Here is a 26,724-nt window from a genome sequence, read left to right on the forward strand (position 1 = left end):
TCGCGGTACGGTGGCCTGATGACGACCCTCACCGCCCGCCAACTGGCCGCGTCCCTCGGCAGCTGGCGCACCGGCGGGCCCGCGTACCTCGCGCTCGCCGACCGGGTGCGGCTGCTCGTGCTCGACGGCCGCCTCGCGCTGGGGGCGCGGCTTCCGGCGGAGCGGGAACTGGCATCCCACCTCTCCCTCAGCCGCACCACCGTCACTGCCGCCTACGCACAGCTGCGCGACACCGGATACCTCGACAGCATCCGGGGCTCGGGCAGCGTCGTGCGGCTGCCGTCGCGAGCAGAGGCCGAGGCGCCGCCGCTCGAGACCGACATGATCGACCTGAGCAAGGCCACGCTCCCCCCGGTACCGCAGGTCGCCGACGCCGCCGTGCGGGCGGCCGCGCTCCTGCCGTCGTTCCTCGGCGACTCCGGGTTCGACGTCGTGGGTCAGCGGATGCTGCGCCGCGCCCTCGCCGACCGCTTCACCGCGCGCGGCCTCCCCACCGACCCCGACGAGATCCTGGTCACAAACGGCGCGCAAGCGGCGATCGCGCTCATCGCCCGCACGATCCTCGGCCGCGGCGACCGGGTGCTCGTCGAATCGCCGACCTACCCGCACGCGATGGAGGCGCTCCGACAGGCCGGCGGACGTCTCGAACCCGTCGCGGTCACCACCGACGACGGCTGGGATGCCGCGGCGCTCGAGCAGGTGCTGCAGCGCACGAGTCCCGCGCTCGCCTACCTCCAGCCCGACTACCACAACCCGACGGGCCGCTCGATGAGCCCGGAGCTGCGCGAGAAGCTCGTCGCGATCGCCGCACGCCAGGGCACGACCCTCATCGTCGACGAGACGATGGGCGAGCTCGGGTTCGACCTGGAGCCCGGGCAGCCGGTCGTGCCCTTCGGCGTGCACGCCGCGAGTGACGGCGTGGTCACGGTCGGGTCGGTCGGGAAGACGCTCTGGGGCGGGCTGCGGATCGGGTGGATCCGCGCCGACCGCGACCTCATCCAGCGGTTCGCGCGCGCGCGGTTCGGCAGCGACCTGGGCACGCCGATCCTGGAGCAGCTCATCGTCAACGAGCTGCTGCCGGACTACGACCGCATCCTGCTCGAGCGCCGCGAGCTGCTGCGCACCGGACGCGACCACCTGCGGCTGCTGCTCGCCGACCGGATCCCGGATTGGCACGCGCCGAACCCGGCGGGCGGCCTGACGCTCTGGGTCGAGCTCGGCGCGCCGATCAGCTCGCAGCTCGCGCTCGCCGCGCGGTCCGAGGGCGTCGTGATCGCGGCCGGCCCGCGGTTCGGGATCGACGGCGTGTTCGAGCGGTTCCTGCGCGTGCCGTTCAGCTTCCCGTCGCAGGTGCTCGACGACGCGGTCGGCGGGCTGGCCGCCGCCTGGTCGGGTGTGACGCGGCATCCGCTCGACATCGGGGTCGAGGATCTCGCGGCGGTGGTCTGAGGTACGCGGCCGGCCCGGCTACGCGGCCTGCTGGAAGCGCGCCGGCGTGACCCCGAGCGTGCGCGCGAAGTGCCGCGTCAGGTGCGCCTGGTCGTAGAACCCGACGGCGGCCGCGACCTCGGCGGGCGGCGTGCCGCGCAGCAGCAGGTGGCGGGCAGCGTCGACGCGTCGCCCGGTGAGATAGCGGTGCGGCGGGATGCCGTACGCCGCGGTGAAGGCCCGCACGAGTCGCGAGGCGCTCGCCTCGAGTTCCCGAGCGGCGTCGGCGAGCGTGGGAGCCCCGGTCAGCCGCGCGTCGAGCAGCGCGCGCAACCGCGCGGCGAGCGGGTCGTCGCGCCGCTCGCGCATCCGCCGGCCGCCGAGGTCGCGCAGCACCACACCGCGGATCGCGAGCAGCTCGCTCTCCGCGCGCAGCCCGTCGCCGCCGGCCTCCAGCGCGCGGTGCATGCGGGCGGCGGCGCCGGCGAGCGCGGGGTGCGCCAGCAGCGGCGCGTCGACGCTGCGCTCCACGAGGTCGTCGTCGAGCCAGCCCGCCTCCACGTAGGCGACGCGCTTGCGGAACCCGCCTGCTCCCGCCGAGCGTCCGTCGTGCGGCACCCCGGGCGGCAGGATCGTGAGCGTCGCCGTCGGCGCCCGGCGAGCCCGCCCCTCGAGCCGGTACGCCACCTCGCCCGCGTCGATCAGCAGCAGCGACCACTCGGCGTGGGTGTGCAGCGGATAGGCGTGCTCGTGGAACTCGGCATGCAGCACCTCGTGGATGCCGGGCACCGCCGGTCGCCACGCTCGCACCCGCTCCCGCTCCCGCATGCTCGAAACGTACAAGACGTCGCGGGACGCGCACCGGGACGATGGGCGCCATGGACGAGATGCGCTTCGACACGAAGGTCGCGATCCTGGTGCGCGACGATCTGCCCGCCTGGCAGGAGCTCAACGTGACCGCGTTCCTCGCGAGCGGCATCGCGAGCGATCCCGAGCTGATCGGCGAGCCCTATCGCGACGCCGACGGCACGACCTACCTGCCGATGCTGCGCCAGCCGATCCTGGTCTTCTCCGCGGACGCCGCGACGATCGCCACGGCCCGCGCGCGGGCCGTGGAACGCGGGATGCGCGTCGCCGTCTACACGGCGCAGCTGTTCTCGACGGGGCACGACGCGGCCAATCGCGAGGCGGTCGCCGCGGTCGCCGCAGCCGACCTCGACCTCGTGGGTGCCGGCATCCACGGACCGCGCAACGCGGTCGACCGGATCACCAAGCCGGCACGCCTGCACCCCTGAGTCCGCGAGATCCACCCCCCGCCTCCACCCGGAGGTGGAGGGACGGGCGTCCTTTCATCCACGGGGAGTACGGTGCCCCGCGGCCGCTTCAGCAGAATTGATGACGGACCCCCCACCGAGGAGAACTCCCCGTGCACCTGCTGTCCGTCTTCAGCCTCCGCAACCGCGCGCTCATCGCCCTGCTCACGATCGTCGTGGCCGTGTTCGGCGCGGTCGCCCTCGGGCAGCTCAAGCAGGAGCTCTTCCCGTCGCTCTCGCTGCCGCAGATCACCGTCATCTCCAGCTACCAGGGCGCGAGTCCACAGGTCGTCGAGAACGACGTGTCGACCCCGATCGAGGACGCGATCCAGGGCGTCGAGGGGCTCGACTCCACGCACTCCTCCTCGCGCTCCGGCCAGTCGACCGTGACCGCCGCGTTCGTCTACGGCACGAACCTCACGACCGCCGAGCAGAAGGTGCAGCTCGCGGTCGACCGCCTGCAGTCCCGGCTGCCCGACGGGGTGACGCCGCAGGTCATCGCGTTCAGCATCAGCGATCTGCCCGTCATCCAGCTCGCGGTGACGAGCGACCTCGACCCGGCGACGCTGGCATCCCGGCTGCAGGATTCCGCTGTCACCGACCTGCAGCAGCTCGAGGGCGTGCGCGCGGCGAGCGTGCTCGGCGACCGCGGGCAGCGGATCACCATCACGCCCGACACGGTGAAGCTCGCGCAGGCCGGGCTCAGCACCCAGGCGATCACATCGGCGCTGCAGCAGAACGGCATCCTGCTCGCCTCCGGCTCGATCACCTCCGGTGACAAGACCCTCGACGTGCAGGCGGGTCAGCGCATCGCCTCCACCGACCAGCTCGCGGCGCTGCCGCTCGTCGGCGCGCGGGTCGCGCCCGGCACCGCCGTGCCGACCATCGGCGACGTGGCCACCGTGAAGACGGTGCCGAATCCGGTCGCAGGCATCTCGCGCGTCAACGGCAAAGCCGCGCTCACCGTCTCGATCTCGAAGACCCCGGCGGGCAACACCGTCGACGTCTCGCGCGCGGTGAACGCCGAGATCCCGAAGCTCGAGAAGGACCTCGGGTCGCACACGAAGTTCACGGTCGTCTTCGACCAGGCGCCGTACATCGAGCAGTCGATCAACTCGCTCGCCGAGGAGGGGGCGCTCGGCCTGCTCTTCGCGGTCATCGTGATCCTGCTGTTCCTCCTCTCCTTCCGCTCGACGATCGTGACGGCGATCTCGATCCCGGTCTCGCTCCTGATCGCATTCGTCGTCATGTGGGGCGTCGGCTACACGCTCAACGTGCTGACGCTCGGCGCGATCACCATCGCGGTCGGCCGCGTCGTCGACGACTCCATCGTCGTCATCGAGAACATCAAGCGGCATCTCACGCTCGGCGAGGAGAAGCTGACGGCCATCACGACCGCGGTGCGCGAGGTCGCGGTGGCGGTCACGGCATCCACGGTCACGACCGTCGCCGTGTTCCTGCCGATCGCGCTGGTCGGTGACATCACCGGCGAGCTGTTCCGCCCGTTCGCGCTCACCGTCACGATCGCTCTGCTCGCCTCGCTGTTCGTGGCCCTGACGATCGTGCCCGTGCTCGCGTTCTGGTTCCTGAAGGAGTCGCCGCGCGCTCATCCGCACAGGCACGATGCCGCGGCGGGCGAGTCCGGAGGCCGGCCGACCGACGACGGCGGTGCGCGGGCCGCGGACGAGCTCGACCGCCCGACCGCACTGCAGCGCGGGTACCTGCCGATCATCCGGTGGACCACCCGCTTCCGCTGGGTGACGGTCGTGCTGGCGGTCGTCGTCCTGGTCGGCTCGGCCGCGCTCGGCGGGTTGCTGACGACCAACTTCATCGGGTCGAGCGGCCAGAACACCCTCACCGTCACCGAGACGCTGCCGCCGTCGACGAGCCTCGAGGCCAGCGACACGGCGGCCACGAAGGTCGAGAAGGCGCTCCGGGGCGTCGACGGCGTGACGACGGTGCAGACCTCGATCGGCTCGAGCGGCGGCGGGATCGCCGCGGCGTTCGGGCGCGGGGGCGGGGTGACGTTCTCGATCACGACGGATCCGTCGAAGGACCAGGACCGCATCCAGTCCGACGTGCGTTCCGCCGTCAAGAAGCTGAACGGCGTCGGCGAGGTCGACCTCTCCAGCGGGAGCGGTGGATTCGGCGGCACCGACATCGAGGTCGACGTGCAGTCCTCGAGCGCGCGCGATCTGCAGACGGCGGCGGACGACATCCTGGCCAGGCTGACGAAGCTCCCGCAGGCCGCGCAGGTGACGAGCGATCTCTCCGCCACCCAGCCCTACCTCGCCATCAAGGTGGATCGCGCCCAGGCCGCGAAGGTCGGCCTCAGCGAGGTCGCGGTCGGCCGGCTCGTGTCGCAGGCGATGCTGCCGACGTCGGTGGGCTCCGTCGAACTCGACGACCGCACGCTGAACATCTACATCACCGACCCGAAGGCGCCGACCACGATCGACGCCCTGAAGGCGTTCGAGGTGCCCACCGCGGCCGGGCCGGTGGCGCTCGGCGACCTCGCCACGGTGGAGCAGGTGAACGGTCCGGCGTCGATCAGCACCGAGCGCGGTCAGCGCACCGCGACCGTCACCGTCACCCCGAAGACCGCGGACCTCGGCACCGCGTCGGCCGAGGTGCAGAAGGCCGTCGACAAGGTGAAGCTGCCCTCGGGCACGACCGCGTCGCTCGGGGGCGCGACCCAGGACCAGGCGAACGCGTTCAGCCAGCTCGGGCTCGCGCTGCTCGCGGCCATCCTCATCGTCTACACGGTGATGGTCGCGACCTTCCGCAGCCTGCGGCAGCCGCTGCTGCTGCTCGCGTCGGTGCCGTTCGCCGCGACCGGCGCGATCGTGCTGCAGTACCTCTCCGGCATCCCGCTCGGCGCCGCGTCGCTCATCGGCGTGCTCATGCTCATCGGCATCGTCGTCACGAACGCCATCGTGCTCATCGACCTCGTCAACCAGTACCGCCGGCGCGGGATGGACGTACAGGATGCCGTCGTGCACGGCGCCGCCCGGCGACTGCGGCCGATCCTCATGACCGCACTCGCGACGATCTTCGCGCTGCTGCCGATGGCGATCGGACTCACCGGGCACGGCGGGTTCATCTCGCAGCCGCTCGCGATCGTCGTGATCGGCGGTCTCGTGTCGTCGACGCTCCTGACGCTCATCGTGCTGCCGTCGCTCTACGTGCTCGTCGAGGGCGCGCGCGAGCGGCGCGGGCAGTACCCGCCGCTGCGGCGGTCGATCGCCACACGCATCGTCGCGATCGCCGGCCTCGTGGTGCTCGCGGCCGGCGTCGTGCTCGCCGTGCTCGCCCGCACGGCGTGGGGGCTCGGGCTGACGTCACGCGGATTCCGCGGGGCGCTGCTGCTCGCCGAGGTCGGCGCCGCGGCGCTGGTCGCGGCCGCGTTCGTCTACCTGGTGCGCGCCGGGCTGAACCGCCGCCGGGCGCGGCGGGAGCAGCATCCGGATGTCGTGCAGGAGCTTCCGAGCGCGTAGCGCCCCTGCGCCCCGGCCGCCAACCCCACGTCGGCGCTCGTCTCGGCCCCTGCCGGCTCTCGTCTCGGCCCCCTGCCGGCTCGAGGTCGTCCTCGTGTCGGCCCCATGGTCAAAAGTTCAGGAGCCGCGCGGCGATCCGTGCCCACGCGGGCGCGCCGCGCCGCTGCCCTCCTGAACTTTCGACGGAAGCCGCGTGAGCCACGGGGACGCGGGACCGCGGGCGCGACCGCGGGGGGCGTCGTGAGGCGGGGCCGGGGGCGGGACCGCGGGGGGCGTCGTGAGGCGGGGCCGGGGGCGGGACCGCGGGGCGGGGCCATGGGCGGGACGAAGCAAGGCGGGGCGGGGCGCGGGGGATGTAACGGTCAGTTGAGCACGCCCACCGGCTGGGCGCCGAGCGTGCGGTGGTAGAAGGCGACGATCCGGTTCTTGAGATCGTCGTTCAGCATGGCGATCGAGTGCGCCCGCCCCTGCACGACGACGAACGTCGTGTCGACGCCGGCGTGCCGGAGCTTCGCGACGAAGGCCTTGGACTGCGCGAGAGGGATCTTGCTCTCCTCGCTGGAGTGCGTGATGAAGAAGGGCGGATCGCTCGTGTCGACCTGTTCGACCGGCGAGGCGCGGATCGCGGCGGGGCAGTCGGCCTCGCTCGTGCAGCCCAGGTAGCTCAGCTGGGCCGGCAGGAAATCGGGTGTGACGTCGACGCCGGAGAGGTCGGCGGGGCCCGACATCTCGACCACCGCCGCGACGCGCGAGCCGGAGGCCCAGGCGCCGCTGCCGGTCGTGCCGAGGAGGGAGACCAGGTTGCCGCCGGCCGATCCGCCGAACGTACCGATGCGATCCGGATCGATGTCGAAGCGCGCGACCTGCGCGGGCTCGCGCATCCAGCGGACTGCGGCCTGTACATCGTCGAACCCCGCGGGGAACGGGAACTGCGGCGCCAGCCGGTAGTTCAGGTCGAACGTCGGGTAGCCGGCCGACGCGAGCCATTGGCACACCGCGCGATAGCCCAGGTCGGCCTTGTCGCCGCGCGCCCAGCTGCCGCCGTGCACCTCGATGATCGCCGGATGCGGCCCCGCGTCGCGCCGCTCCACGTCGCGCGGCGGGATGCACACGTCGAGACGCTGGGGCTGCCCGGCGTCGGTCGTGTAGGCCAGATCCGAGATCACCGCGATGTCGGGCAGGGTGGCCAGCGCCGGGTTGTTGACCTGCGTCCTGGGGGTGATCTCGACGTTCGGCGTGGTGCCCGTCGCGCACCCCGCGAGGAGGGTCGCCGCGGCGAGGACGCCGACGACCGTCACGAGCAGCGGTCGGGTCGGCACGGCGGGAGCCTAATCGTGATGCCTGAATCCAGCTCATCCGATCGTGTATCGTGGGTCAGTCGGCTCTCGACCATGCGGCTGCGTCCGCGTCACGTTCTTCTTGTAGGTCGTGCGGGCCGTCCATCCACGGCCCGACCATCGTTCGCTCGGGTTCCTTGCAGTGCGAATCCGAAATGACATCGACCATGCCCAAGAACACCCGTGCCTCGAGTGGCGCGTCCTCCTCCAAGAAGCCGCGCTGGAGCTCCGAGAAGCGCTCCGCCCGAGGACTTCCCACCGAGCGTCCGCGCGGCGGTGCCGCCCCCGCCGAGCGCCGGCCCGGTCGCCCGCAACGCGCCGAGGACGGCCGCCCCATGTGGGAGCCCCGCGGCAAGGACGCGAAGTTCCGCCCGGAGCGCGCTCCCGAGGAGCGGCGCCGCTCCGCCCGTCCGCCGTTCGACCGGGATGCCCGGCCGGCCCGCGACGACCGTCCCGCCCGCAGCGACCGTCCGGTGCGTTCGTACGATGACCGTCCCGCCCGTACTGAGCGCCCGGCGCGCTCGTACGACGATCGTCCGGCCCGCAGTGAGCGTCCGGCGCGTTCCTATGACGACCGTCCCGCCCGTACTGAGCGCCCCGCGCGCTCGTACGACGATCGCCCCGCCCGCAGCGAGCGCCCGGCCCGTTCGTATGACGACCGTCCGGCCCGCAGCGACCGCCCGGCCCGCTCCTATGACGACCGTCCGGCCCGCCGCGGCTCCGATGAGCGCCCCGCGCGCGGAGAGCGTCGCTCGTACGACGACCGCGCGCCGCGTCGCTCGTACGACGACCGTCCGGCACCGCGCCGCGACCATGAGGACCGTGCCGCCTCCCCCAACCCATTCCCCGAGGACGTCGTCCTCGAGCGACTGACCGCGCAGGCCGTCGAGGCCACCGCGGTCGAGGGCCTCGGTTTCGAAGACCTGGGCCTCGGCCAGAACATCGTCCGCGCCGTCAACGAGCTCGGCGCGACCGAGCCGTTCCCGATCCAGGCTGCGACGATCCCCGACGTGCTCGCCGGTCGCGACGTGCTCGGCCGCGGTCGCACCGGCTCCGGCAAGACCATCGCGTTCGGCGCCCCGCTCGTCGAGCGCCTCCTTCAGCTGAACGCGGACCGCCCCGGCGCCCGCCGCGAGTTCGGTCGCGCACCCCGCGCGCTGATCCTCGCGCCGACCCGCGAGCTCGCGCTGCAGATCGACCGCACCGTGCAGCCGATCGCGCGCAGCGTCGGCCTCTTCACCACGCAGATCTACGGCGGAGTGCCGTACGCGCGCCAGCTCGGCGCGCTGCAACGCGGCGTCGACATCGTGATCGGCACGCCCGGCCGCGTCGGCGACCTCGCCGCGCAGGGCAAGCTCGACCTCTCCAAGACCGTCATCACCGTGCTCGACGAAGCCGACCACATGTGCGAGCTGGGCTTCGCCGAGCCGGTGCAGGAGATCCTCGACCTCACCGCGCCGGGGGGCCAGAAGCTGCTGTTCTCGGCGACGCTCGACAAGGGGGTGGCCGACATCGTCGACCGCTACCTCGTCGACCCGGCCGTCTTCGAGGTGGCCGGCGAGGACCAGGCCAGCTCGACCATCGACCACCAGGTGCTGCTGCTCGAGCAGCGCGACAAGCAGCAGGTGCTCATCGAGCTCGCCTCCGGCCCGGGCCGCAAGCTCGTGTTCGCGCGCACCCGCGCGTTCGCGGAGCAGCTCGCCGACGTGCTCGACGACGCCGGCATCCGCGCCGAGAGCATCCACGGCGACCTGAACCAGTCCCGTCGCACGCGCGCGCTCGAGAAGCTCACGAGCGGCCGCGTGGATGTGCTGGTCGCCACCGATGTGGCGGCCCGCGGCATCCACGTCGACGACATCGCGCTCGTGATCCAGGCCGACGCGCCCGACGAGTACAAGGCCTACCTGCACCGCGCGGGGCGTACCGGTCGCGCCGGCAAGGAGGGCACCGTCGTGACCCTCGTGCCGCGCAACCGCCGCCGCCGCACCGAGGAGCTGCTCGCCCGCGCCGAGATCGACGCCGAGTGGACCTCCGTCGTGCCGGGTGACGACGTCATCGCGGAGCTCGCCGGGCGCTGACGTGCGTCCGGGGGCCCGAGCGACGCTCGCGCGCCCAAGTCGGGCAGCCGGCCACGCTCCCGCGCGCCTCGTCGACAAGGACCCGTTTCTGCCCGACGTGGGACGGCGCCGGTGCGCCGAAAAGCAGAAGACCCGGCCCCTTCGGGTGGGGCCGGGTCGGAGGCTGTGGACCGCGGAGCGCAAGAACGCGGCGTACGGGAAGCGAGCCGAGACGACCGTAACCCGTCGCCATCCCTCCACGGCATCACGTCTTGGGGTGCCACCCGCATGAGGGTCGACCCGCGGGCGAACCGTCGCCGGCGGACCGTAGCCTGGAGGCCATGACCCCCGCTCCCGCCACCGCCGGCCCCGCCGCGCTCGAGACCCTGCACCGGGTCTGGGGCTACGACGCGTTCCGCGGCGAGCAGGCGGCCATCGTCGAGCGCGTCATCGGCGGAGGCGACGCGCTCGTGCTCATGCCGACCGGTGGCGGCAAGTCGCTGTGCTACCAGATCCCGGCGATCGTGCGTGCGGGCACCGGTGTCGTCGTCTCGCCTCTCATCGCCCTCATGCACGACCAGGTGTCGGCACTGGAGGCCGTCGGCGTGCGGGCCGCCTTCCTGAACTCGACGCAGGATGCCGACCAGCGCCGTCGGGTCGAGCAGGCGCTCCTCGACGGCGACCTCGACCTGCTCTACCTCGCCCCGGAGCGCCTGTCGCTCGAGTCGACGCGCACCCTCCTCGACCGGGTGATCGCGGGGCCGGGCATCGCGCTGTTCGCGATCGACGAGGCGCATTGCGTGTCGCAATGGGGGCACGACTTCCGTCCGGACTACCTGCAGCTGTCGATGCTGCACGAGCGGTGGCCGCAGATCCCGCGCGTCGCCCTCACCGCGACCGCCACCGCGCAGACGCGGCAGGAGATCGTCTCGCGCCTCGAGCTGCAGGGCGCCGAGCAGTTCGTCGCGAGCTTCGACCGGCCCAACATCCAGTACCGGATCGAGAGCAAGAACCAGCCGCTGGGCCAGCTGCTGCAGCTCATCCGCACCGAGCATCCGGGTGACGCCGGCATCGTCTACTGCCTCTCGCGCGCGAGCGTGGAGAAGACGGCCGACGCCCTCGTCGCGGCGGGCATCGAGGCGCTGCCCTACCATGCGGGCCTCGACGCCGCGACGCGCTCGCGCAACCAGTCCCGCTTCCTCCGCGAGGACGGGATCGTCATGGTCGCGACGATCGCGTTCGGCATGGGCATCGACAAGCCCGATGTGCGCTTCGTCGCCCACCTCGACCTGCCGAAGAGCGTCGAGGGCTACTACCAGGAGACCGGCCGCGCGGGCCGCGATGGCCTGCCGTCGACCGCGTGGCTGGCCTACGGCCTGCAGGATGTCGTGCAGCAGCGCCGGATGATCGACGAGGGCGACGGCGACCAGGCCCACAAGCGCCGGCAGTCGCAGCACCTCGACGCGATGCTCGCGCTGTGCGAGACGGTGCAGTGCCGCCGCCAGCAGCTGCTCGGCTACTTCGGGCAGCAGAGCGAGCCATGCGGCAACTGCGACACCTGCCTCGCGCCGCCCGAGTCGTGGGATGGCACGGTCGCCGCCCAGAAGCTGCTCTCCACGGTCGTGCGGCTGTGGCGCGAGCGGCACCAGCGTTTCGGCGCCGGACATCTCATCGACATCCTTCTCGGCAAGGAGACCGACCGCGTGCGCCAGCACGGCCACGACGAGCTGACGACGTACGGGATCGGCACGGAGCTGAGCGACCAGGAGTGGCGCGGCGTCGTGCGGCAACTGCTCGCGCAGGGTCTGCTCGCCGTCGGCTCGGACGGCTACGGCACCCTCGTGATCACGGAGGCCTCCTCGGCGGTCTTGTCGGGCGACCGCACGGTGATGCTGCGACGCGAGGCGCCCCGACCGACCCGCGCGTCGAAGCAGAAGGCAGGCGCCGAGTTGCCGGCCGAGGCGCGTCCGCTGTTCGAGCGGCTGCGCGAGTGGCGCGCCGGCGTGGCACGCGAGGCCGGCGTGCCCGCGTACATCGTCTTCGGCGACGCCACCCTGCGCGGTATCGCGCTCACCCGCCCGTCGAGCCGCGACGAGCTCGCGACGATCAGCGGCGTCGGCGAGAAGAAGCTCGAGTCGTATGGTGCGGGCGTGCTCGAGGTGGTCGGCGCGGAGGAGCCGGCGGCGTAGCGGGCCGTCGGGGAGCCGGGCGCGCGACGCGGAACTGGGTGCTTGACCTTGACCCCGGGGGCAGGGTTTAGCGTCGCGGCATGAGGATCGGCGAGCTGGCCCGTCAGACGGGCGCGACCCCGAAGGCCCTGCGCTACTACGAGCAGGTCGGTCTGCTCGGGGCGCAGCGCTTGGCCAACGGGTACCGCGATTACGACGAACGCGACGTGCGCCTCGTCAAGGAGGTGCGGGCCCTCGGCGCCGTCGGCATCCGGGCGGAGCAGGCGAAGCCCTTCGTCGAGTGCCTGATCTCGGGCCATGAGCAGGGCGACGACTGCGCTGCGCCGCTCGCCGTCTACCGGACGGTCGTCGACGACCTCGAGACGAGGATCACGGAGCTCGGCCGCCGCCGCGACACGATCTCCGAGTTGCTGCGTGAGGCCGAGGCGCGGGACGCGATCGCGTGACCGCGCATGCGTCCGCCCTGCCCGAGGTGACCGACGCGACCTTCGACGAGCTCGTGCTGCAGGCCGACGGGCCGGTGCTCGTCGACTTCTGGGCGGCGTGGTGCCCGCCGTGCCGCGCTCTCAGCCCGCTGCTGGAGCAGCTGGCCGCCGAGCATCCGCGCCTGACCATGTACGCGCTCGACGCCGACGAGAACCCGGAGTCGGTCGAGCGCTACCGCGCGCTCGCCCTCCCGGTCATCAAGGTCTTCGAGCGTGGCGGCGACGTCAAGACGATCATCGGTGCCAAGCCCCGTCACGTGCTCGAGGGTCTGCTCGAGCCGTTCCTCTGAGCCGGCGACGGGCCCCCCGCGCGGCGGAGCTGGCGATCATCCGAGCAGGCGGCCGGGGCGGGCGAGCCGCGGAGTAGCGTCCCGCCATGACGTTCAACGACGACGCCGACATCCGGGGCGGACGGGTCAGCCGACGGGGCCGCAACGTCGCGATCGGCGCCGGACTCGGCGGCGGCGGCATCGTGGTCGTCGCGGTGGTGCTCATCGCGCAGCTGTTCGGTGTCGACCTGTCGGGCGTCGTGCCGACGACCGGCTCGGTGCCCGACTCGAGCGCGACCGCGCTCAATCAGTGCGCGACCGGCGCCCAAGCCAATGACGACATGGATTGCCGGATGCAGGCCGCGGCGACCTCGCTCGACGCCTACTGGGCCGACACCCTCGGCTCGACGTACACCCAGCCGCAGCTGGCCCTGTTCGACGGTGCGACCTCGACCGGTTGCGGCGCGGCGACCGCGGACGTCGGGCCCTTCTACTGCCCGAACGACGAGACCGTCTACATCGATACCGCGTTCTACGACGAACTCCGGAGCCGGTTCGGCGCGTCGGGCGGCCCGCTCGCGCAGCTGTACGTGGTCGCGCACGAGTGGGGCCACCACATCCAGAACATCACCGGGATCACCGACGGACTCGATCTGCGCGCATCCGGCCCCACGTCCGACAGCGTCCGTCTCGAGCTGCAGGCCGACTGTCTCGCCGGGTCGTGGGTGGCGGGGGCGTCGCACACCACCGACGAGCACGGCACGCCGTTCCTCAAACCGCCGACCACCGCCCAGGTGAGCGACGCGCTGAATGCCGCGGCCGCCGTCGGTGACGACCGCATCCAATCCACTCTCGGCAGCGGTCAGGTCGACCCCGAGAGCTTCACGCACGGCACGAGCGCCCAGCGCGACCGGTGGTTCTCCGAGGGTTACGACGAGCAGACCGGCGGCCGGGTGCAGTGCGACACCTTCGGGGTCTCCGGCCGCGAGCTCTGAGGCTCAGCCGAGTACGTCGAGCAGCTCGGCGGTCAGCTCCGCGGGCTTCGTGAGCTGCGGCCAGTGGCCGGTCCGCAGGTCGCGGATCTGCGCATCGCTCAGCGCGTTCAGCTCCGCCATGAACGGGTGACCGCCGGCCATGGCGGCCCGGATGTCGTCGCCCGGGAATCCGGTCGCGATTAGCGTGGCCGGGATCCGGTGCCGCACCTCGGCGTCGCCGCCGTAGTGGATCGCGTCGCTCGCGACCCGTGCCGGCTCGGGCAGGGCGCGCTCCCGGAACTCCGCGCGCAGCTCGTCGGTCAGGTCGAGCAGGTCGCCCTCGCCGAAGTCGCTCCAGTCGGGCACGGGGATGACGCCGTCGACGACCTTCCACTCGTCGCTGATGCTGCCGCCCTCGGGCAGCGGGAAGGCGTCGATGAACACCACCCGGCTCACGCGGTCGGGACGCGCGTCCGCCGCGCCCCACGCGATCGGACCCCCGCCGGAGTGGCCCACGAGCACGACGGGCGAGCCGGCCGCGTCGATGGCCGCCACGACCGCGTCGATCTGGTCCGCCATCCCGATCGCCGTCGGGTCGTCGCCGGCGGCGAGGCCGGGGAGGGTCAGGGAGCGCACTGAGTGGCCGGCATCGCGGAGCGCGGGCTCGATGTCGCGCCAGAGCGACGCATCCCACCAGAAGCCGGGGATCAGGATCACATTCATGCGGCCACGCTAAGCGGGGCGTCCGTCATTTGTAGGGTTCCGCCATCCCGCCCGGACCGGGCGCCGAGGCCGGTTCGTGGGGTCGGACCACGAATTCGACCCCCTGCGGCGGCCGACCTACCGTCGGAGAAGGATCATCGGGAGGCATGTCATGACGGACGTGGTCGATCGCGTGGAGACCGGGGGCGGCGCAGGCGAGGTGGATGTCGAGGAGCTCGGCGAGCTGCTCATGGGGCGCTGGGCCGCGGCCCGCCGCCACTCGCGCGACCTGGTGAAGCGGCCGGAGTTCCAGCGCGAGCCCGGGCTGCCGATGCCGGAGCACCGCAAGCGCGTCTTCCATCAGCTCGAGCTGCTCGTCGAGCACGGCGCCGTGCACCGTGCCTTCCCGAAGCGCCTCGGCGGCGAGGAGGACCACGGCGGCAACATCGCCTCGTTCGAGGAGTTCCTCATCGGCGACCCGTCGCTGCAGATCAAGGCGGGCGTGCAGTGGGGCCTGTTCGGCGCCGCGATCATGCACCTCGGCACCGAGCGCCACCACGACGCGTTCCTGCCGGGTGCGATGAGCCTCGCGACCCCCGGCGCGTTCGCGATGACCGAGACCGGGCACGGCTCCGACGTCGCCTCCATCGCCACGACGGCGACCTTCGATCCCGCGACCGACGAGTTCGTGATCGACACCCCGTTCCGCGCGGCGTGGAAGGACTACATCGGCAACGCCGCGATCGACGCGAAGGGCGCGGTCGTCTTCGCCCAGCTCATCGTGCGGGGCGTCAACCACGGCGTCCACGCGCTGTACGTGCCGCTGCGCGACGGCGCCGAGTTCCTGCCGGGCATCGGCGGTGAGGACGACGGCCTCAAGGGCGGCCTCAACGGCATCGACAACGGGCGTCTGCACTTCTCCGGCGTGCGGGTGCCGCGCACCAACCTGCTCAACCGCTACGGGGATGTCGACGAGAACGGCGCCTACAGCTCGCCGATCGCCAGCCCCGGCCGTCGCTTCTTCACCATGATCGGCACCCTCGTGCAGGGCCGCGTCTCGCTCGACGGCTCGGCGACGGTGGCGAGCAAGCTGGCGCTGGCCATCGCGATCCGCTACGCGAACGAGCGCCGCCAGTTCGCCGACTCGGCCGACGGCGAGGAGATCACGCTCCTCGACTACCAGCGCCACCAGCGCCGCCTGCTCCCGCGGCTCGCAACCGTCTACGCGATGTCGTTCGCGCACGAGGAGCTGCTGGCCAAGTTCCACGACGTCTTCTCGGGCGCCCACGACACCGACGCCGACCGGCAGGAGCTCGAGACCCTCGCGGCCTCGCTCAAGCCGTTCTCGACGTGGGCGGCCCTCGACATCCTGCAGGAGACCCGCGAGGCGATGGGCGGTCAGGGCTTCATGGCCGAGAACCGCGTCGCTCTGCTGCGAGCCGATCTCGACGTGTACGTGACGTTCGAGGGCGACAACAACGTGCTCCTGCAGCTCGTCGCGAAGCGGTTGCTGAGCGACTACGCGCGCCGCTTCTCCAAGCCGGATGCCGCCGCCATCGCCGGACTCGTCGCCGCCCAGGTGGGTGAGGTGGCGATCAACCGCTCCGGTCTCCGCGCGCTCGGTCAGCGCATCGGCGACCTGGGATCGACGGCCCGCTCGATCGGACGGCTGCAGTCGGCGGCCGCGCAGCGCGCGCTGCTGACCGACCGGGTCGAGACGATGGTCGGCGACATCGCGGGTCGCATGCGCGGCGTCGCGAAGCTCTCTCCCACCGAGGCCGCCGCCCTGTTCAACGCGAACCAGAACGAGCTCATCGAGGCGGCGTACGCGCACGCGGAGCTGCTCGAGTGGGAGGCGTTCACCGCCGGGCTCGCGCGCGTCACGCATCCGGGCACCCGGAAGGTGCTCACCTGGCTGCGCGACCTGTTCGGCCTGGGGCTCATCGAGAAGCACGCGGCGTGGCACCTCATCAACGGCCGGATCTCCGGCCAGCGCGCCCAGGCGATCACGGACTACATCGACGACCGGCTGCTGCCGCGGCTGCGACCGCACGCGCAGGCGCTCGTCGACGCGTTCGAGTTCGAGCAGGCCCACCTCGGCGCCTCGGTCGCGAGCGGCGTCGAGCGCGAGCGCCAGGACGAGGCCCGCGCCTGGTTCGCGGCCCAGGAGGCGGCGGGCACGGCGCCCACGATGGAGAAGAAGGCCGCCGCGCCGAAGCGCTGAACCCCTGGCATGCGGGGACGAGCGGGATGTCGGCGCTCGACCACTGCGCGCATCCGGATGCCGCCTCCTTCCTCGAGCGGATCTGCACCGACATCGCGGAGGCGCTCGCCCCGCGTCGAGGAATACGCCGCGATCGGTAGCTGACGCCGCTGACGGGGATGACCGGCAGGTAGCGGCGCATTCCTCGACGTCGGGCCCCGGCGCCGCACCCCGCGGGTCAGGGCAGCTTCGCCACGAGGTTCAGCACCCGCGTGCGCTGGGTCGCGCTGAAGTTGTCGTCGCTGATGAGGCTGATGGCCGCGCCGTGGAATCCGTGGATGCCGAGGCTGCCGGTGACCGCCATGCCCTCGAAGTTGTCGAGGAGCGGGTTCGCCTGCGGCTCGAGCGCGGTCGCACCGAGCGTCGGGCACGTGACGAGATCCGCGACGAGCTTCTTCGCCACGGCGTCGCCGGTCGCGGCGGAGAGATCGGCGACGCCGGAGACGTCGGTCGCCTTCGACGCCTTCGTCACCGCGTACAGGGAGACCGCGTTGCCGGTGGCCGGGTCGTACGACGCCTCCTCGACGAGCAGGGAGTCCCGGCCGTAGGCGGCGACCTCCGGGATCCGCTGACCGGCCTCCGCGCGATAGGCGATCTGCTTCGAGAGCGACCACGTGCCGTGCCGACCCGCCGTGTAGACGAGGAAGCGGTGCATCGTCGCGTCGCCCGAGGCGGAGACGTCGCCCGAGAGCGCGCCCTCCATCGCCGCGACGATGGTCTTCCCGTCCGGCGAGATCGTCAGGCCCTCGAGGGTCGCATTGGCGGTGGCCTGCCCATCGGATGTCGTGCCGGTCACCGCGAATCGCGCGGGCACGGGCAGCGACGCCTTCTGCACCCCGTCGCGCCCGAAGATCCGAATCGACGGTTCGGTCTCCGAGCTCACGAGGAAGTCGCCGTCCGGCAGCACGGCGAGGCCCTCGTCGTCGGCCGTCTCGCCGGTGTACGGGGTGCCATCCGGAGCCTTCAGCACGAGCGGAGCGTGCGTCGCGGTCGGGTGCGTCGGGCTGCCGATGAACCAGATCCGTGCGGGGTCGGCCGCGTGGTTGTCGACCGCCGAGACGTAGGAGCGGGTGCGCGCGTCGTAGGCGAGCGAGGAGAGCCCGCCCACCGTGGCGCCGTCGACCTGCTGCTTGTTCAGCGCGTCGGTGTAGGAGACGGCCAGCGCATCCGGCGAGCAGATCGGCAGGGTCGGCCGCTTCGCCATCCGGAGCCGCACGAGCTGCGGGTCGTGGTCGCTCACCTGGTCGGCGAACTCCGCGTTCAGGTGCACCACCTCGTACTGCACCGAGCCGTCGCGCACCGAGCCGGCGCCCCGCGTGACGAGGATGTGGTCGAGCGCCTCGGAGATGCCGTCGTAGACGTAGGTGTACTGCTGGTTCTGCGGCAGCGTCGTGATGAGGTCGGTCAGCACCCGGTGCGGGCCGGTGCCCGTGAGCGTCTGCAACGCCGGACTGAACTGATAGTCGTTGAGGTCGCCGGCGACCACGACCTTGGCGTTGTGATCGCGCTTCAGGATCGAGGCGACGAAATCGTGCACCTCGGTCGCCTGCGCCTTGCGCTGCACGGCGGAGGACTGCGCCGGGTACTGGAACCGGCCGTCCGCGTTCTGGTCGCCGAGCTTGGAGTCGAAGTGGTTGCCGATCACGAAGACGTGCTGCCCGCGGAAGACGAACTCGCCCACGAGCGGCTTGCGGCTGTCCTGCCAGGCCGGGCTCGTCGGGTCGATGCGCCCCGGCGAGAGGGTGAGGCCGACCGTGCCGCGGGTCTTGGTGACCGCGGTGCCGGTCGTGGAGCGGTCGACGGATGCCGATCCGGCGTCGACGAACGAGACCCGCGACGGGTCGAACAGGAACGCCACCCGGATGTTGCCGCCCGGCTGCCCGCCGTCCTGGTCGTTCACCGGGTCGATCTCGCGCCACTGATAGAACGGCCCGCCCGCGGCGGCGATCGCGGCCGTGAGCTTCTGGAGGGTCTGATCGGCGGCCACGGTGCCCGAGTCGGCGGCGCCGTCGTTGTCCTGCACCTCCTCGAGTGCCACGACATCCGGCGAGGCGAGGTTGGTGACGATGCCCGCCGCGAGCCGCGCGTACTTGGCGGCCGGGTCGCCGGGGGCGAGGTTCTCGACGTTGTAGGTGGCGACCGCGAGCTGATCGGCGGCCTGCTTCGACGCGACCGTGGGCATGAGGCCGTGCCGGGCGACGGTGCCGAGCTTCGTCGCGGCGATGAGGTAGCCGCCGAAGCTCGACCAGTCGATCGGGCCGACGGTGGCGCCGGTGAGCACGTCGCCGACGTTCGCCGCCGGATCGGAGCCGTCGATCGGCACGACCTCGAGGCGTCCCGACGGGGTCTGGTTCTCGCCCGTGAGGAAGGTGCCGCCGCGCGGCGTCACCGTCTGGTCGGGCTTGGTCGTCACGTACGTCTCGCCGTACGGGTTCGACGGGCCGACGACCCGCGCGTCGTCGACCTCGGCGCGCATGCCCTCGATCGACTCGTCGTAGTCGAGGGCGGAGCGCGCGGGCTGGATGCCGGTGGTCTCGATGTTCGCGCCGCCGAGGTCCGGCGCGTACCGGTCGGGCACGGTCGTCGGCGTCAGCAGCACGGGGGCGGGCAGGGCGTTGCCGTGCGAGAGCACGTACACGCTCGAGCTGCCGATCTCGGTGGTCGAGAGGTTGGAGGTGGTGGCGAGGGTGTCGCCGTCGGCGAGCGGGTAGTAGTCCTTGACCGTGCCGGAGACGAGCACGGAGTCGCCGACGGCGACGGTCGGGGTGCTCGTGAAGACGAACACGCCCTCGCTCGTGGAGGTGTCGGCGTCGGGGGTCGGGTCCTGGATCCAGTAGCCCCGGCTCGATCCGGTGTTGCGCACGGCCGTCACGATGCCGGGAACGTTCTGCACCTTCTGGTCGTCGAGCGGCGACACCCACGAGTCGCCCTGGATGTCGTGGATGCGCACGTCGCCGGGGGTGGGCGGGGTGCCGCCGCCGTCGCCCGGGCCGAGGTCGACGGTCTGCCCCGCGGCGTTGGTGGGGGTCGGGATCCCGGCCCTGAAGTCCGCGGCGTTGTCGTCGGTGTCGGCGCCGGTGCGGGCGTCCGAGGTCGCGGCGTTCAGGCCGGGCGCGGGCGCGGTCTCCGAGACGGTCGCGGTGCCGTAGCCGACGAGGTCGACCGTGGTGGCGTCGTGATGCAGCACCACGGTGCCGTTGCTCGCGCTCAGCGCGAGGGTGCCGGTGGCATCCGGGGACGGGAGCGCGACGGTGCCGCTCGTGCCGCCGGACTCCTGCACGAGGTACGTCGCACCGGCGGCGATCGACCCCGCGAGCGTCGTGCTGCCGCCGGACGAGCCGCTCGCGGAGCGGTACTCGAGGGTCCAGCCGTCGACGTCGACGGCCGCGCCCGAGAGGTTCTTGAGCTCGATGAAGTCGTTGGTCAGCGTGGAGCCGTTGTTGCCTCCGCCGCCGTAGACCTCGTTGATGACGATGTCGGTGCTCGCGGCGTTCGCGGGGGCCGCGACGGCGATCCCGGTGAGGACGAGTCCGCCGGTGGCGGCGGCGACGGCGATGGAGCGGATGAGGTGGGACACGGTTCTACCCCCCGGATAGGTGACAGTCCCATGAGACACCCGATGGGTGAACTTGGGAAGAACGAAAGACTTCCGGCCGTCGGCGGTCCACGGCAGGGTGGGGCGCATGAGCCGCGACGACGAGGTCATCGACTGGCTGCTGGAGGGCGATCCCGCCGTCCGCTGGCAGGCCATGCGCGACCTGACCGACGCGAGCCCGGATGCCGTGGCGGCCGAGCGGGCGCGCGTGGCGCACGAGGGCTGGTGCCCCGGATGGCTGGCGCGCCAGCGCCCCGACGGCACCTGGGGCGGCGGCGGGGAGGGCGAGCCGACGTGGAGGTTCAATCTCGACATCCTGGAGATCATCCGGCTGCTCGGGCCCGATCCCGCCGACCCGGAGGTGCGCCGGCGGATCGAGCTCACCCGTGACCTCGTGCACTGGCCCGACGAGTTCGGGTCGCCCCCGTACTTCGAGGGCGAGGTGGAGGCCTGCATCAACGGGGAGGTGCTCTCGCAGGGCGCCTTCTTCGGCGAGCCGACCCGGTCGCTGGCCGAACGGCTGGTGTCGGAGCAGCTGGCCGACGGCGGCTGGAACTGCGAGGCGCCGCAGAGCTCCCGGGGTTCCTTCAACTCGACGATCCGGGTGCTCGAGGGGCTGCTCGCCTACGAGCGCGCGGTCGGGGGCTGGGAGCCGGCGGCGGCAGCCCGCGCCCGCGGCGAGGAGTACCTGCTCGAGCGCGGGATGCTGCGGCGCCGGTCTACCGGGGAGCTCGTCGACGAGGGCTTCCTGCGCTTCGGCTGGCCGGGACGCTGGCTCTACGACGTGCTCCGCGGCCTGGACCACCTGCGGGATGCCGGCCGCGGCACCGACCCGCGCCTGGACGAGGCCCTCGAGATCGTGCGCACGCGCCGCGGCGCCGACGGCCGCTGGATCGCCGAGAACGCCCCGCCGGAGCCGGGCATCGGCGAGGTGGAGCCGTCGGGCGAGCCGAGCCGGATGGTCACCCTCCGCGCCCTGCGGGTGCTGCGCCACTTCGACGCCGCCTGAGCACCGGTCCGCCGCATCGGGGGGATGGGGCAGGATACGGGGGTGATGCCCGAGGCGAGCGACCGTGTCCTGACGGTGCCGAACGTCATCTCGCTCGCGCGCCTCGTGCTCTTCGCGCCGCTGTTCGTCATCCTGCTGCTGCCGCTGCACTCGCCGTTCGGCGCCCTCGTGGCCGCGCTCGCGCTCGCCGCCACCGACTGGATCGACGGCTACGTCGCGCGGCGCTTCCACCAGGTGTCGGAGCTGGGCCGCAAGCTCGATGCGATCGCCGACCGTCTCAGCCAGATCGTCATCGCGGTGACGATGGTGATCGGCGGGTACCTGCCGTGGTGGCTGCTGCTGGCGATCATGGTGCCGGACCTCGTGTTCGGCATCGCGGTGTTCGCGCGCAGCCGCGACCGCGCGATCCCGGTGCGGTGGGTGGGCCGGATCCGCACGGCGCTGCTCATGATCGGGATGCCGCTCATCCTCTTCGTCGCGGCCATCGCGCCCGACAATCTGCTGCTGCGCGATCTCGCCCTCGGGATCGTGATCCTCGGGGCCGTGCTCCACGTCGTCGCGGACGCCCTCTACACGTGGACGCTGCTGCGCGGCACCGCGATGCTCGCGCGCGACGCGCACCCCGCGGAGCGCTAGGCGCGCCGCCTCCGTTCTCGCCGCGTCGCCCCCTTCCGAAATGCAGGAGAACGTGCGGGCGGCGTCGGACGAGAGGTCGCCTGCGCCTGGCTCGAGGGCCGTCTGCTCCTGCATTTCGGAAACGGTGCGGCGGCGGAGTGCGCGGGCGATGCGAAGGTCGTCCCAGCCGAAGCGGCCCTCGTCGGGAAGCGGGCGCCTGAGGCGCCCTACTCCCGCGGGAGTACGGCGGAATCCACCCCCAGACCGATGCCTCCGCGCCCGCAACGGGCGAGCATCGAAGCATGAACGAGATGGAGCTGCCGTCGAGCCAGACGGCCGAGGTGGAGTTCACCGGTCGCCGTGGCGCGTACCGGCTCATCAACGTCGGCCGTGAGCGCTGGCTGGTCTACGGCAAGGGCGCGCTGCAGTACGTCGCGATGCTCGTCAAGCGCGGCATGACCTTCGAGCTGCACCCGATGCTGCCGCACGGTCCGGATGTCGCGGGGCACGATCTCACCGAGGTCGCCCTCGCCCTGTGAGAGCGCGTCCGTGGCCGTTCCTACACTGAGGGCGTGCTCACGGCGCTCGCGATCGACGGCTACCGCTCGATCCGGCGGCTGCGGCTGGATCTCGCTCCCGTCACGGTCATCACCGGGCCGAACGGCAGCGGCAAGTCGAGCCTGTACCGCGCACTGCGCCTGCTGGCCGCCGCCGGGCGCGACGGCTCGGTCGCGGCGCTCGCGCGCGAAGGGGGCCTCTCGTCGACGCTGTGGGCGGGGCCGGAGACGCTGAGTCGGGATGTGCGCGCCGGTCGCGCCCCCGCTCAGGGCACCGTGCGCACCGGCCCGGTCTCGCTGCGCATGGGATTCGCCGGCGACGAGTTCGGCTACGCGGTGGACCTCGGTCTGCCGATCCCGCAGGAGGGGTCGCTGTTCGGACGAGACCCTGAGATCAAGGCCGAGTCGATCTGGCACGGCTCCGTGCCGCGGCCGGCCACGGCGCTCGCCGAGCGCATCGGGCCGCACGTGCGGCTGCGCGACGACGGTGGGTGGACATCCGCCGATCGCGCGCTCGCGCCGTGGGAGAGCATGCTCGACGAGGTCGACTCGCCCGAGGTGCGGGCTGTGCGCAGGGCGTTGCGCGGCTGGCGGTTCTACGACCACATCCGGGCCGACCCGGAGTCGCCCGTGCGCGCCGCGGAGATCGGCACCCGCACGCCGGTGCTCGCCTCCGACGGCCGCGATCTCGCCGGCGCGCTCCAGACGATCCGGGAGATCGGCATGCGCGAGCGACTGGATGCCGCCGTCGACGAGGCGTTCCCGGGCAGCCGGCTCGACATCCGGGAGCACGACGGCCGCTTCGAGGTGACGCTGGCCCAGCCCGGACTGCTGCGCCCGCTGAGCGCGGCCGAGCTCTCGGACGGCACGCTGCGCTACCTCGTCTGGGTCGCCGCGCTGCTCTCACCACGTCCGGCGGGGCTCATCGTGCTCAACGAGCCGGAGACGAGCCTGCATCCGGAGCTGCTGCCGGCGCTCGCCCGGCTCATCGGCGTGGCGTCGCGGGAGTCGCAGCTCGTCGTCGTCTCGCATGCGGCGGTCATCGTCGACGCGCTGCGGCAGGGCGGTGGGCGCGTCGCGGAGCTTCGGAAGGTCGCCGGCGAGACGCAGGTGGCCGGTCAGGGAACCCTCGACGAGCCGTCCTGGAGCTGGCCGACCCGCTGAGAGGGCGCGAACACCGCCGCGTGAGAGAAGTCTTACCCAACGAGGGGTGGTCCCCCTTTCGGCGGACACGTAGCGTCAGCGGCACGGTGGCCTAACCCGTACCCCCCGCTTGACCAGGGCCACCGTCACCCCCCATCCCCCTGAGACCCGAATCTCTCCGCATACGATGCGGCGCGCTCGCGGTCGCCCTCATCAAGGAGCATCCCCATGCCCCGCCGTATCGTCGCGGCCGCTGCCACCGTGTTGGCAGCCGTCGCCCTCGTGTTCGCCGCAACGGGACCGGCCGCGGCCGATCCGCCCGCCGATCAGAGCAACGCGCCGTCCTACTGGCAGACCCCCGGCACGAACGAGGTCTGCGCCAAGATCGACGACCCGGGCGGCGCGACCTGGACGCTCGGGCAGCCGCCGGCCGGCTCCCAGTGGACCAAGGTCGTCATCAAGTCCGGCAGCACGGGCGAGAGCGTCGAGGCGGAGAACAACGCCTACTACAGCAACGCGACCTACAAGTACCCCGCGGACGCCGCCGGCACCACCTGGAACCAGGTCGAGAGTCTGCAGGCCACGACCTTCAGCCACCCGTCGGGCAAGAACATCAGTCACGTCATCTACTGCTCGGCGCCCATCCCGACGGTCCACGTCTCGGGCTCCGCATCGGCGACCGACCAGACCTGTCCCGCGCGCATCCTCCGATTGTCGATCCGGGATGCGCGCGACGGCAACCGCGCGGCACGTATCGTCGAGGGATGAGCGGCGTGACGCACGTGGTCCTGGTCGGGTGGCGCGGCGATGCCGCCGAGTCGAGCACGCGGGCCGATGCGCTCGTCGACGAGCACCTGCGCGGCATCCGCGGGGTGACGGCGATCGATCGTGGAACGAGCGTGAGCACCGAGGGCCTCGAGCGCGACCACGACTGGGGCATGGTGGTCCGGTTCGCCACGGTCGCCGATCGTGACGCCTATCTGCCCGATCCGTCGCACGCCGTCGTGGCGGACTTCCTCGGCGAGAACGCCGCCCGCATCGTCGTGTTCGACGTGGCAGCCGGCGCCTGACCGGTCAGCTGTACCCGCGCTTGAGCAGCATGCCTGCCGCCGTGTCGAACTCCTCGACGCTCGGGATCTCGAAGTCGAGCGCGTTGGCGTAGCGGGCGATCACGTTGAAGATCGTGCCGACGGCGGCGGCATCCCGCAGCTCGTCGACCGTGACGCCGGCCGCGAGGGCGCGGCGCGCGTCGTCGGTGTCGAGCTCGGCCGGTGCCGTCGTCATCCGCTCGAGGAAGGCGAGCGCCGCCCGCAGGCGCTCCGGGATCGGGGCGGTGCGGTAGTCGGTCAGGACGGCGTCCGCGATCTCGGGATCCATGCCCTTCACCGCGACCGCGCGGTGGGCGCCGATGCAGAACGGGCAGCTGTTCCAGGTCGCGACCATCGAGGCCATGAGCTCGCGCTCCGAGACGCTCCACGTGCTCGGACCGCGCAGCGCTCGCTGGGTCCACGCGCCGAGTGCGGGACCGGCGAAGGCGCGGTCGTAGAAGGCGACCCGGGCCGCGTCGGGCAGCCGGATGCCGGACACGGCCGAGATGATCCGGATGAGGGCGCGGTGCCGGAGGTCGTCGCCGCGTTCGATCTCAGGCAGGCGCATCGGTCGCCTCGTCGATCGCCGCGGACGCGGCGTCCCAGCGGGAGAGCCCGGCGCCGATGCATGCCGTGAGCACGACCTCGAATGCGGCCTTCTGCGATCCGGCCGCCTCGCGCACCTCGTCGACCTGACGATCGACCACGCGGAAGGAGGCGCCGGCGATCTGCCGCACGAGCTCGTCGTACGGCGCGTCGACCGGAATCGAGCCGCCGCCTCCGCGCGCGAGGATGCCGCGCCGGAGGTCCGGAGCGAGGACCCCCGAGGCGAGCACGCGTTCCCGCAGTGCGGCGGCGAGTTCGGCATGGGAGCGAGCGTCTTCGGTCACGCGGGCACCTTATCCCGAGCGGCCGTCACAAGAAACGGTGGTGGCGCGGCCGTCCTCGTGCCATTCTTAGACCAGCGGTCGAACCACCGGACTAGGGAGCGCGGATGAAGGTCCTCATCGTCGGAGCCGGGATCGCGGGGCCCACCCTCGCCTACTGGCTCGCGCGCGACGGCCATGACGTGACGCTGCTCGAGCGCGCGCCCGAGCCCCGCCGCGGCGGCTACGTCGTCGACTTCTGGGGCACCGGGTACACGGTCGCCGAGCGGATGGGTCTCGTGCCCCGGCTCCTCGCCGAGGGGTACCACTTCCGCACCATGCGCGAGGTCTCCGACCACGGCCGCAAGATCACGCAGCTCGACGCCGAGCGTCTCATCGCGGGGGCGGACGGGCGCTACGTCACCATCGCCCGATCCGATCTGGCCGCCGCGATCCTCGACGCGGTCCGCGACGTGGTGGAAGCCGGCGGGGCCGGCAGCATCGAGATGCTCTTCGGTGACACCGTCGAACGGCTCGATGACGACGGCGACCGGGTCCGCGTCGAACTGACGAGCGGTGGATCCCGCGCCTTCGACCTCGTGATCGGCGCCGACGGCCTGCACTCCCGGGTGCGCGCCCTCGCGTTCGGGCCCGAGGCCGGGTACGAGCGCGACCTCGGCATCGCCGTCGCCGCCTTCGACATCCGGGGCTATCGTCCCCGCGACGAGCTCATCGCGATCACCCGCACGCAGGTCGGCGCTCAGACGCTGCGAATCGCGCTGCGCGACGACGTGACGATGTTCTGCTTCATGTTCCGGCACGAGGGCGCCGTACCGATCGACGACGTGACCGCCCAGCAGGAGCTGCTGCGTCGGCGGCTCGGCCACCTCGGCTGGGAGGTGCCGCGCATCCTGGAGCTCATGCCCACCGCCCGCACCTTCTACCTCGACAAGGCCAGCCAGATCCGGATGCCGTCCTGGTCGCGCGGACGGGTCGCCCTGATCGGCGACGCCGCCGCGAGCCCGTCGCTGCTGGCCGGTCAGGGGTCGGCGCTCGCCATGGTCGAGGCGTACGTGCTCGCCCGCGCCCTCCGGGACGCGCACGGCGACCATGCCGCCGCGTTCGCGGCGTACGAGCAGCGCCTGGCTCCCGTCGTGCGCACCAAGCAGGACGCGGCGATCGGGCTCGGCACCGCGTTCGCGCCCCGCACCCGTGCCCAGCTGATCGTGCGCGATGCGCTCGTCGGGCTCATGGGCATCCCGTTCGTCGCGAACCTCGTGACCGGCCGGAGCCTGCGCGACCCGATCGAGTTGCCGCCGCCGTCCGATTGAATGGCG

Annotated in this window: 22 protein-coding genes; 16 read left to right on the forward strand and 6 right to left on the reverse strand. The window is 72.3% G+C overall.

Annotated features, from left to right (window positions below; translation table 11 throughout):
- Window positions 1-18 precede the first annotated feature (18 nt).
- Window positions 19-1,449: a MocR-like transcription factor YczR gene (gene yczR, locus ABD285_RS04675; RefSeq protein WP_344200714.1), complete on the forward strand. Its 1,431-nt coding sequence runs from the start codon at window positions 19-21 to the stop codon at window positions 1,447-1,449.
- Between the two features lie 18 nt (window positions 1,450-1,467).
- On the opposite strand, the gene ABD285_RS04680 is transcribed toward yczR, so the two are convergent.
- The gene (locus ABD285_RS04680) at window positions 1,468-2,256 is read right to left on the reverse strand and encodes a helix-turn-helix transcriptional regulator (protein WP_284254107.1); all 789 of its coding nucleotides are present in this window, start codon (window positions 2,254-2,256) and stop codon (window positions 1,468-1,470) included.
- Between the two features lie 50 nt (window positions 2,257-2,306).
- Between ABD285_RS04680 and ABD285_RS04685 the strand changes: the two genes are divergently transcribed.
- Window positions 2,307-2,723 (forward strand): DUF2000 family protein, encoded by a 417-nt coding sequence (locus tag ABD285_RS04685; protein WP_284254109.1) that lies wholly within the window; start codon window positions 2,307-2,309, stop codon window positions 2,721-2,723.
- A gap of 131 nt (window positions 2,724-2,854) precedes the next feature.
- Complete coding sequence (locus tag ABD285_RS04690) at window positions 2,855-6,238, forward strand: efflux RND transporter permease subunit (RefSeq protein WP_284254110.1); 3,384 nt, start codon at window positions 2,855-2,857, stop codon at window positions 6,236-6,238.
- A 362-nt stretch (window positions 6,239-6,600) separates the two neighbouring features.
- On the opposite strand, the gene ABD285_RS04695 is transcribed toward ABD285_RS04690, so the two are convergent.
- Window positions 6,601-7,557, reverse strand: coding sequence for an alpha/beta hydrolase fold domain-containing protein (locus tag ABD285_RS04695; RefSeq protein WP_344200719.1), 957 nt, complete (start codon window positions 7,555-7,557; stop codon window positions 6,601-6,603).
- Between the two features lie 185 nt (window positions 7,558-7,742).
- On the opposite strand from ABD285_RS04695, the gene ABD285_RS04700 reads away from it, so the two are divergent.
- From ABD285_RS04700 to ypfJ, 5 genes are all read left to right on the forward strand, one after another.
- Window positions 7,743-9,653, forward strand: a complete 1,911-nt coding sequence (locus ABD285_RS04700) for a DEAD/DEAH box helicase (RefSeq protein WP_344200722.1) — start codon at window positions 7,743-7,745, stop codon at window positions 9,651-9,653.
- Window positions 9,654-9,973: 320 nt separating this feature from the next.
- Window positions 9,974-11,821 (forward strand): DNA helicase RecQ, encoded by a 1,848-nt coding sequence (gene recQ, locus ABD285_RS04705; RefSeq protein WP_284254113.1) that lies wholly within the window; start codon window positions 9,974-9,976, stop codon window positions 11,819-11,821.
- Window positions 11,822-11,901: 80 nt separating this feature from the next.
- Window positions 11,902-12,267, forward strand: coding sequence for a MerR family transcriptional regulator (locus ABD285_RS04710; protein WP_284254114.1), 366 nt, complete (start codon window positions 11,902-11,904; stop codon window positions 12,265-12,267).
- Window positions 12,264-12,596 carry a thioredoxin family protein gene (locus ABD285_RS04715; RefSeq protein WP_284254115.1) on the forward strand — a complete coding sequence of 111 codons (333 nt, stop codon included), beginning with the start codon at window positions 12,264-12,266 and terminating at the stop codon, window positions 12,594-12,596. The genes ABD285_RS04710 and ABD285_RS04715 overlap by 4 nt, the downstream gene beginning before the upstream one ends.
- Before the next feature lie 86 nt (window positions 12,597-12,682).
- The gene (ypfJ, locus tag ABD285_RS04720) at window positions 12,683-13,570 is read left to right on the forward strand and encodes a KPN_02809 family neutral zinc metallopeptidase (protein ID WP_284254116.1); all 888 of its coding nucleotides are present in this window, start codon (window positions 12,683-12,685) and stop codon (window positions 13,568-13,570) included.
- A gap of 3 nt (window positions 13,571-13,573) precedes the next feature.
- Here the strand turns inward: ypfJ and ABD285_RS04725 are convergent, their stop codons facing one another.
- Window positions 13,574-14,272, reverse strand: coding sequence for an alpha/beta fold hydrolase (locus ABD285_RS04725; RefSeq protein WP_284254117.1), 699 nt, complete (start codon window positions 14,270-14,272; stop codon window positions 13,574-13,576).
- A gap of 151 nt (window positions 14,273-14,423) precedes the next feature.
- Here ABD285_RS04725 and ABD285_RS04730 point away from each other — a divergent pair, with 151 nt between their 5' ends.
- The gene (locus tag ABD285_RS04730) at window positions 14,424-16,475 is read left to right on the forward strand and encodes an acyl-CoA dehydrogenase family protein (RefSeq protein WP_284254118.1); all 2,052 of its coding nucleotides are present in this window, start codon (window positions 14,424-14,426) and stop codon (window positions 16,473-16,475) included.
- Between the two features lie 217 nt (window positions 16,476-16,692).
- On the opposite strand, the gene ABD285_RS04735 is transcribed toward ABD285_RS04730, so the two are convergent.
- Window positions 16,693-20,091 (reverse strand): esterase-like activity of phytase family protein, encoded by a 3,399-nt coding sequence (locus tag ABD285_RS04735; protein ID WP_284254119.1) that lies wholly within the window; start codon window positions 20,089-20,091, stop codon window positions 16,693-16,695.
- Window positions 20,092-20,197: 106 nt separating this feature from the next.
- On the opposite strand from ABD285_RS04735, the gene ABD285_RS04740 reads away from it, so the two are divergent.
- From ABD285_RS04740 to ABD285_RS04765, 6 genes are all read left to right on the forward strand, one after another.
- The gene (locus ABD285_RS04740) at window positions 20,198-21,118 is read left to right on the forward strand and encodes a hypothetical protein (protein ID WP_284254121.1); all 921 of its coding nucleotides are present in this window, start codon (window positions 20,198-20,200) and stop codon (window positions 21,116-21,118) included.
- A gap of 45 nt (window positions 21,119-21,163) precedes the next feature.
- Window positions 21,164-21,754, forward strand: a complete 591-nt coding sequence (locus ABD285_RS04745) for a CDP-alcohol phosphatidyltransferase family protein (RefSeq protein WP_284255674.1) — start codon at window positions 21,164-21,166, stop codon at window positions 21,752-21,754.
- A 281-nt stretch (window positions 21,755-22,035) separates the two neighbouring features.
- Entirely contained in the window at window positions 22,036-22,272 is a 237-nt protein-coding gene (locus ABD285_RS04750) for a hypothetical protein (protein WP_284254122.1), read from the forward strand.
- Window positions 22,273-22,305: 33 nt separating this feature from the next.
- Window positions 22,306-23,454: an AAA family ATPase gene (locus tag ABD285_RS04755; RefSeq protein WP_344200735.1), complete on the forward strand. Its 1,149-nt coding sequence runs from the start codon at window positions 22,306-22,308 to the stop codon at window positions 23,452-23,454.
- Window positions 23,455-23,661: 207 nt separating this feature from the next.
- On the forward strand, window positions 23,662-24,201 hold the full coding sequence (locus tag ABD285_RS04760; RefSeq protein ID WP_284254123.1) for a hypothetical protein: 540 nt from the start codon (window positions 23,662-23,664) through the stop codon (window positions 24,199-24,201).
- A complete protein-coding gene (locus ABD285_RS04765; RefSeq protein ID WP_284254124.1) occupies window positions 24,198-24,503 on the forward strand; it encodes a Dabb family protein in 306 nt (101 codons plus the stop codon). The genes ABD285_RS04760 and ABD285_RS04765 overlap by 4 nt, the downstream gene beginning before the upstream one ends.
- A 4-nt stretch (window positions 24,504-24,507) precedes the next feature.
- On the opposite strand, the gene ABD285_RS04770 is transcribed toward ABD285_RS04765, so the two are convergent.
- A complete protein-coding gene (locus tag ABD285_RS04770) occupies window positions 24,508-25,089 on the reverse strand; it encodes a carboxymuconolactone decarboxylase family protein (RefSeq protein ID WP_284254126.1) in 582 nt (193 codons plus the stop codon).
- Complete coding sequence (locus ABD285_RS04775; protein WP_284254127.1) at window positions 25,076-25,411, reverse strand: hypothetical protein; 336 nt, start codon at window positions 25,409-25,411, stop codon at window positions 25,076-25,078. Before ABD285_RS04775 ends, ABD285_RS04770 begins: the two co-directional genes overlap by 14 nt.
- Window positions 25,412-25,515: 104 nt before the next feature.
- Here ABD285_RS04775 and ABD285_RS04780 point away from each other — a divergent pair, with 104 nt between their 5' ends.
- A complete protein-coding gene (locus ABD285_RS04780; RefSeq protein WP_284254130.1) occupies window positions 25,516-26,718 on the forward strand; it encodes an FAD-binding domain in 1,203 nt (400 codons plus the stop codon).
- The last annotated feature ends 6 nt before the right edge of the window (window positions 26,719-26,724 follow it).

This window comes from Pseudolysinimonas kribbensis (assembly GCF_039531715.1).
Lineage (GTDB): Bacteria > Actinomycetota > Actinomycetes > Actinomycetales > Microbacteriaceae > Pseudolysinimonas > Pseudolysinimonas kribbensis.

Coding starts and splice junctions, on each gene's coding strand:
- yczR (WP_344200714.1), top strand. CDS start 19: ATGACGACCCTCACCGCCCGCCAACTGGCCGCGTCCCTCGGCAGCTGG.
- ABD285_RS04680 (WP_284254107.1), bottom strand. CDS start 2,256: ATGCGGGAGCGGGAGCGGGTGCGAGCGTGGCGACCGGCGGTGCCCGGC.
- ABD285_RS04685 (WP_284254109.1), top strand. CDS start 2,307: ATGGACGAGATGCGCTTCGACACGAAGGTCGCGATCCTGGTGCGCGAC.
- ABD285_RS04700 (WP_344200722.1), top strand. CDS start 7,743: ATGCCCAAGAACACCCGTGCCTCGAGTGGCGCGTCCTCCTCCAAGAAG.
- recQ (WP_284254113.1), top strand. CDS start 9,974: ATGACCCCCGCTCCCGCCACCGCCGGCCCCGCCGCGCTCGAGACCCTG.
- ABD285_RS04710 (WP_284254114.1), top strand. CDS start 11,902: ATGAGGATCGGCGAGCTGGCCCGTCAGACGGGCGCGACCCCGAAGGCC.
- ypfJ (WP_284254116.1), top strand. CDS start 12,683: ATGACGTTCAACGACGACGCCGACATCCGGGGCGGACGGGTCAGCCGA.
- ABD285_RS04725 (WP_284254117.1), bottom strand. CDS start 14,272: ATGAATGTGATCCTGATCCCCGGCTTCTGGTGGGATGCGTCGCTCTGG.
- ABD285_RS04730 (WP_284254118.1), top strand. CDS start 14,424: ATGACGGACGTGGTCGATCGCGTGGAGACCGGGGGCGGCGCAGGCGAG.
- ABD285_RS04740 (WP_284254121.1), top strand. CDS start 20,198: ATGAGCCGCGACGACGAGGTCATCGACTGGCTGCTGGAGGGCGATCCC.
- ABD285_RS04745 (WP_284255674.1), top strand. CDS start 21,164: ATGCCCGAGGCGAGCGACCGTGTCCTGACGGTGCCGAACGTCATCTCG.
- ABD285_RS04750 (WP_284254122.1), top strand. CDS start 22,036: ATGAACGAGATGGAGCTGCCGTCGAGCCAGACGGCCGAGGTGGAGTTC.
- ABD285_RS04760 (WP_284254123.1), top strand. CDS start 23,662: ATGCCCCGCCGTATCGTCGCGGCCGCTGCCACCGTGTTGGCAGCCGTC.
- ABD285_RS04765 (WP_284254124.1), top strand. CDS start 24,198: ATGAGCGGCGTGACGCACGTGGTCCTGGTCGGGTGGCGCGGCGATGCC.
- ABD285_RS04770 (WP_284254126.1), bottom strand. CDS start 25,089: ATGCGCCTGCCTGAGATCGAACGCGGCGACGACCTCCGGCACCGCGCC.
- ABD285_RS04780 (WP_284254130.1), top strand. CDS start 25,516: ATGAAGGTCCTCATCGTCGGAGCCGGGATCGCGGGGCCCACCCTCGCC.